This window comes from Chitinophaga alhagiae (assembly GCF_003568665.1).
Taxonomy (GTDB): domain Bacteria; phylum Bacteroidota; class Bacteroidia; order Chitinophagales; family Chitinophagaceae; genus Chitinophaga; species Chitinophaga alhagiae.
In genome coordinates this window covers 208,404-221,066 of record NZ_QXMH01000004.1, presented here as the reverse complement: position 1 = coordinate 221,066, position 12,663 = coordinate 208,404, and the positions used below count along the sequence as shown (strand labels likewise).

The following is a 12,663-nucleotide window of genomic DNA, read 5'->3' as shown; positions in this document are numbered from 1 at the left end:
ACCGTATGAGCAAGGCCAGAAGGGCACGCATTGCCATTACATTTTTCTTTTTCATTTCAGGCTTCGGGTTTTCTACCTGGGCCTCCCGCATCCCTGATATACAGCACCGCCTGCAGCTGAATGAAGCGCAACTGGGCAGCGTATTGTTTGCGCTGCCTTTTGGGCTGATGTTCACCATGCCCATTACCGGCTTGCTGCTGCAGCGTTTCAGCAGCAGCGTGATCATGTTTGCCGGCTCGCTCGCCTTTAACGCCATGCTCAGTTGCCTGGGCTTTGCCAGCGAAGTGTGGCAGCTGGTGGGCGGACTGTTCCTCTTCGGCGCGTCGCGCAACCTGCTGAACATTTCCATGAACGCACAATCTGTGGGCGTGCAGGCGTTGTATAACCGCTCCATCATCACCACTTTTCACGGCATCTGGAGCGTGGCCGGTTTCAGCGGCGCGGCGGTGGGAGGGGTGATGGTCTATTTCCAGGTAACGCCCGCCATTCATTTTATGGTAACCGGCATCTTGCTGGTGATACTGGGTTTCTTTGCATATCCCGGCGTACTGCACCAGCCGCCAGCCGCTACCGGCAAACGGAGATTGGCCTGGCCAGACAAGCACCTCATGAAGTACGGGCTCATTTGCTTTGCCGTAATGAGCTGCGAAGGCACCATGTATGACTGGAGCGGTATCTATTTCCAGAAAGCCGTACAGGCCTCAAAAGAGGTGGTAACGGCCGGTTTTGTGGCGTACATGATGGCCATGGCCGTGAGCCGCTTCAGCGGAGACAAACTGGTGAACAGGCTGGGAGTGGTGACCATGATCAAATACAGCGGGCTGCTGGTGTTCTGCGGCCTGATGCTGGCCGCGCTGCTGCCTTACCCCCTGACCACCGGCCTTGGTTTTATGATGACGGGCGTAGGCGTTTCCTGCGTGGTGCCGCTGGTGTTCAGCATGGCCGGCAAGTCTGCTACCATGGCCAACGGGCCAGCCATTGCGGCCGTATCTACAGTGGGTTACCTCGGTTTTTTGCTGGTGCCGCCCATGATCGGTTTTCTGGCGGAAGCGGCGGGCCTGAGATGGGCCTTCGGGCTGATGGCATTTTTCGGATTGGCTATTACTTACCTGGTGTTGAGAGCGCGCGCGGAAGAATAGTACTTTCGTTATTATAGCGTGTACGATGCGGTGAGCAACAGCAGCAGCGCTACGTCGTTACCGAGTGAAGCCCGCAGTATACGCAAGGCCTTGCGCATATGCTGCTCTACAGTGTTCACAGAAATATTCAACCGTTCCGCTACCTCCTTGTTGGACAGCTGCGCCTCGCGGCTCAGCAGAAATACGGCCCTGCACTGCGGCGGCAGTTCCTGTATGCGCGCCTTGATGTAGGTCTGCAACTCTTTCAGCTCCAGCTGCAGGTTCACTTCCCGCGTCTGGAAAGGCGTGTCTTTCCATAACGCCTGTTCTTTGCGGAGCTGTTGCAGCAACTGGCGGTGATAGTTGAAGATGCGGTTCTTCAGCGCAATGAAAAGATAATTGCCGGGTACCGTGTTGGCAGTGAGCGCGGGCATTTGCCGGTAGAAGGACAGGAACACGTCTTGCGCCAGCTCTTCCGCGGCTGATGCGTTGCCGGTTTTCTTATACGCAATGTTCACCAGGCGGATGAAATGCCGTTCATAAATGATGTTGAACGCTTTTTCATCTCCCTGTTGCCATAACGCGAATAATTCAGGGTCACTATAGTCGGCGTACTGTACGATGACGATAAAGTTTGTTCAAATTTAATAATATTCCGTACTTTTTCCCTGCTTTGCTGAATCGATTCAGCAAAAAATTAAAATCCCTTGTATCGTACGGTAAATCAATTGATTATAACGGAATAGCCCAAAAAACGAAAAAAATCTGCGGGCTCACTAACGGCAACTGCCGGAAACCGTGTTTTTATTGATAGTTATACTTATGGAAGCACACGCTTTATATGAACTTTTGGAGAAATACCGGCAGGGTAACTGCAGCCCGGAAGAGCTGGAGCAACTGGAACGCTGGTATGCATCACTGGGCGCCGGGCGGCCGGACAAGCTGCTGGAAGAAGGCAGTGAGGCGGCGCTGCTGCTGACCCGCCAGAAGTTACAGGAACTGCATGCGGCCGCCGGCCGGGAACAGGCCAAGGTGGTGCCTTTCCACAGGAGAGCCTTGCGCTGGGCAGCTGTAGTGGGTGGGCTCCTGTTACTGGCAGGCGGCGCGCGGTACTTCTTCAAACCCGTTTCCCGCCAGGGAGAACTGGTGAAAGAACACCGTTTGCCCGCTGCGCACAGCCGCCACATCACCCTGCCAGACGGCAGCCTGGTGATACTGCACGCAGACAGCCGGCTTGACTATCCCGAAACTTTCAGCGGGGCCATCCGTGATGTAACGCTTTCCGGAGAAGCTTATTTCGATATAAGGCAGGATACTGCCAGGCCTTTTGTGATACACAGCGGCAACCTCCGTACCACCGTGCTGGGAACTGCCTTTAACATCAGGGCCTACGAAGGATCGCCGGAAATAACGGTGTCGGTTACACGCGGAAAAGTGAAAGTAGAGACTGAGCATGAGGGCAAGCTGCTGGCCGTGTTAACGCCGGATCAGCAGGTGGTGTACAACAACCTGGTGGCCACGGCCGTACGGCAGCCGGTAGTATCGGACTCTGTAACGTTATGGGTAAGGAGGGACATGTTATTTGAGAACATGTCTTTTGCCACCGTTGCCCAGGCTATCAGCAACCGCTACCGGGTCAACATCCGTTTTGATGATCCCGCCATGGAAGCCTGTCCCATCAGGGCCTCGTTTAAGGGCACAGAGCCGCTGGAAACCGTGCTGTCAGTAGTTTGCGCCATTCGCAATGCGTCATATACCATAGAAGATGAAAACAACATTCTGATAACAGGAAGAGGATGTCAGCAATAACATAATACTGCTAAAGGCCAGATCAGCAACACTATTCGTTCACCAAAAATCGCGTTTCAAACATGAAATGGGCCGTTATATTGCCTGTATAGGCCCTGCTTTTGCCTGAATCTAACATCGTATTATCCGGAACGGGGGCATTAGCACTGCCGGAGGGCATGGTGTGCCCGTAAGTCAACCAGTGAATATTCTGTAACAACTAAACTGAAACTAGTTATGAAAACAAACGTGGCTGTTCAAAAACAGCTTGGAGGCCTCCTATTGCCTTTACTGATCACCGCTTTCCTTGTGCTGCCCATGTTCCTTTCCGCCTCGGGGAACGCACAGGACATGACCACCAAAAAGATCACGCTCTCGCTTGTCAAAGAAAGCCTTCGCAATGCGCTGGTGAAAGTGGAGTCGCTTTCCGGTTTCCGTATTGCCTACCCGCCTGAGCAGGTGGCGCGCTACAAAAATATCACACTGCCCAAGGGTACGCGCACGGTGAAAGAGACCATTAACCTGCTGCTGCTCAATACGCCTTTCGAGTTTCGCCAGCAGGATGACATTATTGTTATATTCAGGGAGGAAGATGAAAAAACGCAGGCAGACACTACGGCAACGCCCGCCGCACCGCGCCAGGAAGCGCGGCAACGCACCATCATCGGCTCTGTTACCGAAGCCCGTACCAATGTTTCCCTGCCGGGCGTTACTGTAATGGTGAAAGGCACTACGCGGGGCACGCAAAGCCAGGGAGACGGTACGTACAGCCTGCAGGTGCCTCCCGGCCCGGCTACGCTGGTGTTCAGCTACATCGGCTATGCTCCCAAGGAGGTGGAGCTGACTTCTTCCAACCAGCTGCATGTAGCGTTAGACCCTTCTAACACCGGCCTGGATGAAGTGGTGATAGTGGCCTACGGCGAGCAGAAGAAAGCCACCGTAACAGGCGCTGTGGCCTCCCTTACCACCAAAGAGCTGCAGCAAAGCCCCGTGTCTAACCTTACCAACGCGCTGGCCGGCCGCCTGCCGGGCCTCATCACCACGCAGCGCAGCGGCGAGCCGGGCGTTGACGCCAGCACGTTGTACATCCGCGGCATCGGCACGCTCAACAGCGCCACGCCCATTTTTATGGTAGACGGCGTGGAGCGCAGCATAGATTATGTAGACCCGAACGATATTGAAAGCCTCACCATTCTGAAAGACGCCGCTGCCACCGCCGTACTGGGTATGCGCGGGGCAAACGGCGCCGTGCTCATTACCACCCGCCGCGGCAAATCCGGCGCGCCCTCCGTGAGTTTCCGCGCCTCCACCGGCATCCAGGAAGCCAACAAACTGCCGGAGTACCTCGGCTCGTACGACTATGCCCGCCTGCTGAACGAAGCCCTCGTAAACGACGGCGCACAACCCGCGTTCACGCAGGAGCAGCTGGACGCTTTCAGGAGCGGCACGGCACCCAATACGGACTATTACAAGTTCATCATGCAGCCGTCTAACGTGGGGCAGGCCAACCTCAACGTAAGCGGCGGCGGTAACGTGGCCCGCTACTTCATTTCCGCCGGTTACAATATTGCGGAAGGCAACTACCGCCATACCAAAGCCAACAAGGAAGGGTACAACGGCAACAACATCATGAAAAGGTATAACCTGCGTGCCAACGTAGATGTGGACATTACGCCCAACCTCTCCGCCCGCCTCGATCTGGCCGGTATACTCACAGACCGGTCAGACGGCAACAACTCCGCCGGTACCATCATGAACCTGGCTAACCGCATGGCGCCTATTTATCCCATTTTTAATGAAGACGGCAGCATGTGGGGCAACGGTACGTTCCAGAGCAATATTTACGGGGAGCTGTCTCAAAAGGGCTACCGCCGCTGGTATAACAACACCACGCAGGGTACTTTTGCCCTTACCCGCAAGCTGGATTTTCTCACTAAAAACCTGAGCGCCAAACTTTCTTTTTCCTACGACAACACCAATACCCCAAACGCTTCCTACGGCCGCAACTACGCCGTGTTTGAGCCGCTGCGCAACGCGCAGGGTGAAATAACCGGCTACAAACAGTTCGGCAACGACACGCGGATAGACCCTAACGGCGGCTTCAGCGGCGGCGGCGCCGTACGGCAGACCTACATTGAAGCTACCGCCAACTGGAACCGCACTTTCAAGAAACACACCGCCACCGCCATCTTGCTGTGGAACAGGCGCCTGCTGGAAAACGGCTCCAGCATTCCCAACGCCTACCAGTCCCTGCTTTTCCGCGGTACCTACAATTACAACCAGAAGTACCTGCTGGAGGTGAGCGCATCTTACCAGGGGTCTGAAAACTTTCCCAAAGAAAGCCGCTTCGGGTTGTTCCCTTCCGTATCCGGCGGCTGGGTATTGTCTGAAGAAAGTTTTATCAAAGACAATGTGCCCGCCATCCGTTTCCTCAAACTGCGCGCGTCTTACGGTGAAGTGGGGAATGACAGGGGCGGCAGCGACCGTTTTCTCTGGTTCACTTCCTGGGGCGGCGCCACGCAGTACTATTTTGGTACCAACGTAAACCAGGCCAACGGCTGGGGGCAGGGCGCTATCGGCAACCCCGGTGTTACCTGGGAGCGCGGCAAGCAGGTAGACCTGGGCCTCGACCTGCAGATGTGGAACGGAAAATTTGATGTGACGCTGGACCTGTTCTCCCAGAAAAGAAGGCAGATACTGATCTCCCGCAGCACCCTGTCAGACGTGTTCGGCCAGAGCATCAAGGCGCAGAACATAGGTGCGGTAGATAACAAAGGGATAGAGTTTGAGGTTTCCCACCGCAATACCATCGGCAAGTTCCGCTACCAGGTCAAACCCAACTTTACCTTTGCCCGCAACAAGATCGTGTACCAGGACGAGGTAACGCGCCGTTACCCCTGGATGCGGCGTACCGGCCACCCCATAGGCACCAAGTTCGGGCTGATAGCGGACGGTTTTTTCATGAACGCGGAAGATGTGGCCAACAGCCCCTTCCAGAACTTTTCTGCTTACGGCCCCGGAGACATCAAGTACAAGAAGCTCACCGGCAAGGAATATGACTACGTACAGGAAGCGTTTGACGAAACGCGCATCGGCTATGCCCGCACGCCGGAGATCATGTACGGCACCACCGTTTCCGCGGGTTATGGCAACTGGGATTTCAGCGTGCTGTTCCAGGGGGCGGCACATGCAGACGTGCTGCTGAATAATGAGGCCGTGTACGAGTTTTTCCAGAGCGGTAAAGTGAAACCCTTCCACCTGGGCCGCTGGACGCCGGAAACCGCCTCTACGGCCACATATCCGCGCCTGCACAGCAACACCCATGGCAACAACCACCGCGCATCTTCCTTCTGGATACGCAGCGCGGACTACCTGCGGCTGAAGAACGCGGAGATCGGCTACACCCTGCCCAAACACTGGATAGCCCCGTTAAGCCTTTCTTATTTCCGTATTTATTTCAACGGCATGAACCTGTATACGTGGGACAAGCTGGACGACTTCCAGGTAGACCCCGAGATAGGGGACGGCAACGGCGCCATGTATCCCATTCAGCGGATCTGGAACTTCGGGATAGACGTGAAATTTTAACCACTCATCATTTTAAGCTGATTCCAATGAAACGTAACATTCACATCACCATACTATTGCTTTCGGCGCTGGCCCTGCTGCCGCATTGTAAAAAAGGTTTTCTTGACAGGGCGGCCACTACGCAGCAGCAAGACGAAGACATCTTTACCAGTTTTGCCATGACGGACCAGGTAGTGAACAACCTGTACAGCAAAATGCGCGGTACTTACACCTATCTTGGCGGCTATAACATGGGCTCCGCTACGGACGAAGCAAAGGACGCCTCCAACTGGATGGCCTCCATGAGCTTCAACAACGGTTCCTGGTCAGGTAACGCCAACCCCATTGGCAACACCTGGCGGGATAACTATGTGGCCATCCGCCAGGCCAATACCATTCTCGAGAACGTGGCCAAATTCAAAACGCCAGACGATGCCAACAATCCCGGTACGCTGGAGAACAGGCTGGGGGAAGTATACTTCCTGCGCGCCTATTTCCTGTGGGAACAGATGCGGCAGTTCGGCGGCGTGATCATTGTGACCAAAACCATTGACCAGACAGACGAAGCGGCGCTCAACCAGCCCCGCAGTACTTACGATGAATGTGTGGCGCAGGTACTGGCGGATTGTGACGAAGCGTACAAACGCGTGCAATACACCTATGATCCCAACACGCAGGTAGGCCGCGTTACAAAAGGCGCCTGCCTGGCATTGAAGGCACGCGCGCTGCTGTTTTCCGCCAGCCCGTTATGGGCTAATGCCGGTAAAACCAGCTTCCAGGCGGATATTACCAGCGGCAGCCTGCCTTCAGACCCGGCCAAATGGAAAAATGCGGCAGACGCCGCCAAGGCGGTGATAGACCTGAAAGACGGCGGCGGCAGTACCGTATATGCCCTGGAGCCCACGCTGGCCGCCCGGCAGGATATGTTCAAAAACAAAACGCTGCAAAGCCGCGAAGTGATCTTTGTACGCATGCGGGAAGCTAACCAGGACTATGACCGTTACATATTTCCCAAAGGCTATGGCGGCTGGAGCGGCTGCGCGCCCGCACAGGAGCTGGTAGACGACTACGAAATGAACAACGGCCTCCCCATAGAAGACCCGCTTTCCGGCTATGACGAAACGCAGCCCTACATCAACCGCGATCCCCGTTTCTATGCAGACATCCTGTACAACGGCGCCAACTGGAAGGGCCGCCAGGTGGAAACCTACGCCACCGGCCGTGACCGGCAAAGCACCGAAACGGACCATACCCGTACCGGCTACTTCACCCGCAAGCTGGCAGACGAGGCCATTACACCGGGGCAGAGCGGCAGCCGTTTTATTCACGGCATCAACTACCGGCTGGCGGAAATGTACCTCAGTTATGCGGAAGCGCTCAATGAATATGACCCTTCCAGCCCCGATGTGCTGACCTATGTTAACCTGGTGCGTACCCGGGCGGGGCAGCAGCCCCTGCCCGCAGGGCTTACGCAGGTGGAGATGCGCAAGCGTATACAGAACGAAAGGCGTATAGAACTGTGTTTCGAGAACCACCGCTTCTGGGACGTGCGCCGCTGGAAAATAGCGGAGGAAACGCAAAAAGAAATGTGGGGCATGCGGCCCATTGTAGATGCCGGCGCGCCAGGCGGTTTCCGGTACGAACGTTTCAAGGTGGAAGACCGGTTATGGCGGAATGCCATGTACGTGATACCGATCACCACAGACGAAACGCTGCGTAACCCCAACCTGAAACAGAACGAAGGGTGGTAGGGTGTATCCCGGACAATTAACAGCATAAAAAATAAAACGGAACCGTGAACGAAAGAAAAGAGAATAAACGGTAAGGAAAGTAAACCGTTTTGAGGCTGGCCGTAAAAAAAATGGCCGGCCTCTTTTTTATTTTTGTAGCAATCGTTTGCATTCATGCAACCCCGGTTCAGTACTGCCTTTTTTCTGCTAAAACCCTTATCTAAATCCTTTTAGCAAGCAATTGCCGTTCCTAAAAAAAATGGCTATGCAATAAAAAGTATTTCTATTTTAGCAACACTATGGTACTAAAATCATCACAAAACAATTTTAGAAGCCGGTCGTGGATCGGCTTTTTATGTGCATGCGGTGCCGGCCTGGTCATGGGCCAGCCAGTGCAGGCCCAGGAAGGGCGGCTGCCGCTGCAGGACCTCTCTTCCTTCAAAAGTGCCGGCAGCTCCTGGCAGATCGCGGGCGATGTATCCGCGGTGCTGGGTAAGGCCAATGTGCTCAAGACAGCACAGGGCGCCGGCGTACTGGTGAACCTGCCGGGAAAAAAGCGCCATGGGCAAGATCTCTATTCCAACCTGGAGCATGGGGATATAGACCTGGAACTGGATTATATGATGGCCCAGGGCTCTAACTCCGGTATTTACCTGCAGGGCCGCTATGAGCTGCAGCTGCTGGACAGCTGGGGCGCCACCGCCGCGCCCCGCTCCGGAGACAATGGGGGCATTTACGAGCGCTGGAACGACAATATGCCCGAAGGGCAGCAAGGGTACGAGGGTTATGCGCCCCGCCAGAACGCCAGCAAAGCGCCCGGCTTGTGGCAACACCTGAAAGTATCTTTCCAGGCTCCGCGCTTTGATGCGGCCGGCAATAAAATAGAGAACGCACGCGTCATCCGCGCAGAGCTGAACGGCGTGGTGATCCACGAAAACCTGGAGCTGATGGGCCCCACCCGCGGCGCTATAGGTGGCAATGAAAAGCCGCAAGGCCCCCTGCGCATACAGGGAGACCATGGCGCCGTGGCATTCCGGAACATCAGCATCCGCCAATTTGAGCAACAGCGCCCGCAACTGGCCGGTCTTCAATATACCGTTTACAAATTCAAGGAACGTTTCAGGCCCGATACAGACCTGTCTAAGGAAAAAGCCGAAGCCACCGGCGCGGCGGCCGGCCTCAGCGCCAACGCAGGCCCGCTGTCCAAAGAGTACGTGCTGCAATACAAAGGCAGCCTGCGCGTACAACAGGCAGGGGAATATAGTTTTGCGCTCAATACACAGGGGGGCGGCGGTTTGCTGAAAGTGAACAACCAGCCCATTGGCGCAGGCAACAACGTGCGCGGCAAAGCAAACTTGCCGGCCGGTGATGTGCCCGTAGAGATCATCTATGCCAGAACGGGAGACTGGGGCGTGCCCTCCCTGGGCCTGTTCATGGCCGGTCCCGGCATCCGCGAGTTCTACACCGGCGATGCGGTTACGCCTGACCAGACAGACCCTATACTTGTAGACGCATCGTCTAATACCATTCTCCGCAGTTTTATGGACGTGCCCGGCCAACCCAAGGTAGTGCATGCCGTATCTGTTGGCAGCCCTGATAAAATGCATTACACCTATGACATGGACAAGGGCATGTTGGTGCAGGCATGGCGCGGGAACTTCCTGGAAACCACGCCCATGTGGCACGAAAGAGGTAACGGTACCGCCCGCCCGCAAGGCGCGCTGCAGCGCTTTGGTACGCCTTTCTTTACGCTGGGCAGGCTCAGCGGCGAACAGGCAGCTTGGGTAACAGACTCCACCGGCACCGGTTACAGGCCCAAAGGGTATGTGCTGGATGAGCAGGACAGGCCTACGTTCCGCTACCAGATATACGGCAGCGCCGTTACGGACGCTATTCGCGTAACGGAGAACGGGCGCGGTATTCACCGTGAAATTACCGTAACCGGTCCCGCGGCTGACCTTTATGCAAAGCTGGCGGAAGGTGCGCAGATAGATATGATCGAAAAGGACTTGTATGTGATAGACGGCAAAGCCTGGTACCTGCAATTGCAGGATGCGGGCGGGGCCCGGCCGCTGGTGCGTAACAGCGTCAAAGGCAAGGAGCTGGTAGTACCCGTTCGTGGCAGGTTGAGTTATTCCATCCTTTTCTAAAAGACCAATAAGCAATTTGATGAAAAATATATTGAAAAAGGCGGCGCTTTACCTGTTGCCGCTGGTTGCACAACTACCTGCCGCAGCGCAGGAAACGCCCAAGGAAGAAGATTATTTCCGCATCATGAAAATGAGCGCGCCGGAAGGTACGCTGCTGGAAGTAGGCGGCCTGGCCGTACTGCCTAATGGAGACCTGGGTGTGGCCACCCGCCGCGGAGATGTGTTCATTGTAGAGAACCCTACCGGCAGGCGGCCTTTCTTCCGCAAGTTTGCTTCCGGCCTTCATGAGATATTGGGCCTGGCGTACAAAGACGGCGCGTTGTACTGCGCGCAGCGCGGCGAGCTGACCAAACTGGCAGACACCAATATGGACGGCAAGGCAGACGTGTATGAGACCGTATACGCATGGCCCATCAGCGGTCACTATCACGAATATTCATTCGGCCCCCGGCTGGCGCCTGACGGCTCTTTCTTTGTGTCAGGCAACGTGGCCTTCGGTGACCAGGAATGGTGGCGCGGCGAAAGCCGTGTACCCTGGCGCGGCTGGATGATGCACATCTCCGCGGACGGCTCCACTATGGAACCGTGGGCCACCGGCATGCGCTCTCCCTGCGGCCTGGGCATGATCAACGGGGAACTGTTCTATTCCGAGAACCAGGGAGACTGGATGGGCTCCGGCGGTATCTGGCAGGTGAAGAAAGGAGACTTTGTGGGCCACCCCGCAGGGCTGCGTTGGGCGGAAGCGCCTAATTCACCCGTTAAGCTCACCAACGCGCAGTTTGTGGCCAACATGGACGAGCGCCGCGTGAAGAACGCAGAAGGCCGCTTCATCAAACCCGAGAACGTGGTGAATGAACAGTTCAAGACCATGTTTGAAATGAAAGCAGCGCTTCCCGCTTTACGCACACCGGCCGTATGGCTGCCGCATGGCGTATTGGGTATTTCCAACTCGGAGATAGTGCCCATTCCCGAAGGTACCTTTGGCCCCTTTGCAGGCCAGGTGCTGATCGGAGACCAGGGCCAGAGCAAGATCATGCGCGTGGTGATGGAAAAAGTGAAGGGCGAGTACCAGGGCGTGGCGTTCGATTTCCGGAGTGGTTTCCAGTCCGGCGTATTGCGCCTGGCCTGGGGGAAAGACGGCTCCCTGTTTGTTGGTGAGACCAACCGCGGCTGGGGCTCCGCCGGTGATGCCAACGAAGGCCTGCAGCGCCTGGTGTGGAACAACCGCATCCCTTTCGAGATGCAGACGGTGAAGGCGATGCCTGACGGGTTCGAGATCGAGTTTACGCTGCCGGTAGATAAAAAGTCAGCGGAAGATATTGCATCTTATTCCGTGGAGAGCTTCATTTACAAATACCACCCTGTATACGGCAGCCCGGTAGTGAACAATGAAAAATGCGAGATCAAAGGCGTGAAAGTGTCAGAAGACTGTCTGAAAGCCCGTATCATTGTAGATAACATGCGCCAGTATTATATTCATAATATCACGCTGGAAGGCATTCGCTCCCGCGATCATTTTTATTCGCTGGTACACCCAACGGGGTATTATACGCTGAACAACATTCCCGAAGGCACCAAACTGGCCATGAGCGAAGTAAGCACTATCAACTCCGCCAAAGCCGCCGCTGCCGCAAAGGCCGCTGAAGAAAAAGCCGCCGCCAAAGCCGCTGCAGCCAAAAAAACAGGCGCCGCCAAACCCGTTGCGCCCGTTGCCAAACCTGCTACGGCCAAAGCGGCCAGTTATGAAGAGGTGAAGCCCCTGCTGGCCAAATATACCTGCAATGCCTGTCACAACGCAGATAAAAAACAGGTAGGCCCCGCGTTCCGGGATATTGCCAAACGTAACTACAGCAACGAGATCATGGTGAAACTGATCTATAACCCCAACCCGGAAAACTGGCCGGGCTATGCCACGGAAATGCCGCCCATGCCGCAGGTACCGAAAGCAGACGCCCTGAAGATAGCGGGCTGGATCAATTCTCTCAGATAGCAGCACAACTGCTTATATTACCGTTCCGGCCGCAAGGCCGGAACGGTTTTTTTATGGCCGGAAAGTCCGGCCCGTAATACCATGCGCTCATTTGCCTGTCCGGCAACCGTGGTACGGACCGGGTGCTCCTGCTTCATCCCCCCGGAAATCCCCTGTAGGTGTGATACTTTTTACAGCAGCTTGTTATACCTTGTATATGAGATAGATGGTAACCTCATTTCCGGCCTGCATAACAATTGTGCCCCGGGCCGCGGTTTTTAGCTTAAGATATTCTTGCAGAGAAAGGCTCCCATTTATTTGATTTTTGATAACTGATACAA

General features: G+C 55.5%; 7 protein-coding genes. 6 read left to right on the top strand and 1 reads right to left on the bottom strand.

All coding sequences use genetic code 11. The features are described from left to right. The first annotated feature begins 5 nt into the window (after window positions 1–5). The gene (locus D3A97_RS20145) at window positions 6–1,139 is read left to right on the top strand and encodes an MFS transporter (protein ID WP_119080351.1); all 1,134 of its coding nucleotides are present in this window, start codon (window positions 6–8) and stop codon (window positions 1,137–1,139) included. An 11-nt stretch (window positions 1,140–1,150) separates the two neighbouring features. Here D3A97_RS20145 and D3A97_RS20140 read toward each other — a convergent pair whose 3' ends face one another. Beyond that, a complete protein-coding gene (locus D3A97_RS20140; protein WP_262697060.1) occupies window positions 1,151–1,741 on the bottom strand; it encodes an RNA polymerase sigma-70 factor in 591 nt (196 codons plus the stop codon). A 226-nt stretch (window positions 1,742–1,967) separates the two neighbouring features. Here D3A97_RS20140 and D3A97_RS20135 point away from each other — a divergent pair, with 226 nt between their 5' ends. The 5 genes from D3A97_RS20135 to D3A97_RS20115 all read left to right on the top strand — a co-directional run bounded on the left by D3A97_RS20135 (window position 1,968) and on the right by D3A97_RS20115 (window position 12,343). Beyond that, window positions 1,968–2,927 (top strand): FecR family protein, encoded by a 960-nt coding sequence (locus D3A97_RS20135; RefSeq protein WP_198674095.1) that lies wholly within the window; start codon window positions 1,968–1,970, stop codon window positions 2,925–2,927. 216 nt (window positions 2,928–3,143) lie between these two features. Continuing rightward, window positions 3,144–6,494 carry a TonB-dependent receptor gene (locus D3A97_RS20130; RefSeq protein WP_119080348.1) on the top strand — a complete coding sequence of 1,117 codons (3,351 nt, stop codon included), beginning with the start codon at window positions 3,144–3,146 and terminating at the stop codon, window positions 6,492–6,494. Window positions 6,495–6,520: 26 nt separating this feature from the next. Then, window positions 6,521–8,224 (top strand): RagB/SusD family nutrient uptake outer membrane protein, encoded by a 1,704-nt coding sequence (locus D3A97_RS20125; protein ID WP_119080347.1) that lies wholly within the window; start codon window positions 6,521–6,523, stop codon window positions 8,222–8,224. A 359-nt stretch (window positions 8,225–8,583) separates the two neighbouring features. After that, the gene (locus D3A97_RS25195) at window positions 8,584–10,353 is read left to right on the top strand and encodes a 3-keto-disaccharide hydrolase (protein ID WP_232826029.1); all 1,770 of its coding nucleotides are present in this window, start codon (window positions 8,584–8,586) and stop codon (window positions 10,351–10,353) included. A 19-nt stretch (window positions 10,354–10,372) separates the two neighbouring features. After that, window positions 10,373–12,343 (top strand): hypothetical protein, encoded by a 1,971-nt coding sequence (locus D3A97_RS20115; protein WP_232826028.1) that lies wholly within the window; start codon window positions 10,373–10,375, stop codon window positions 12,341–12,343. Window positions 12,344–12,663 lie beyond the last annotated feature (320 nt).

Excerpts from the sequence above, each read along its gene's own strand:
- D3A97_RS20145 (WP_119080351.1), top strand. The coding sequence starts at position 6 with ATGAGCAAGGCCAGAAGGGCACGCATTGCCATTACATTTTTCTTTTTC.
- D3A97_RS20130 (WP_119080348.1), top strand. The coding sequence starts at position 3,144 with ATGAAAACAAACGTGGCTGTTCAAAAACAGCTTGGAGGCCTCCTATTG.
- D3A97_RS20125 (WP_119080347.1), top strand. The coding sequence starts at position 6,521 with ATGAAACGTAACATTCACATCACCATACTATTGCTTTCGGCGCTGGCC.
- D3A97_RS25195 (WP_232826029.1), top strand. The coding sequence starts at position 8,584 with ATGGGCCAGCCAGTGCAGGCCCAGGAAGGGCGGCTGCCGCTGCAGGAC.
- D3A97_RS20115 (WP_232826028.1), top strand. The coding sequence starts at position 10,373 with ATGAAAAATATATTGAAAAAGGCGGCGCTTTACCTGTTGCCGCTGGTT.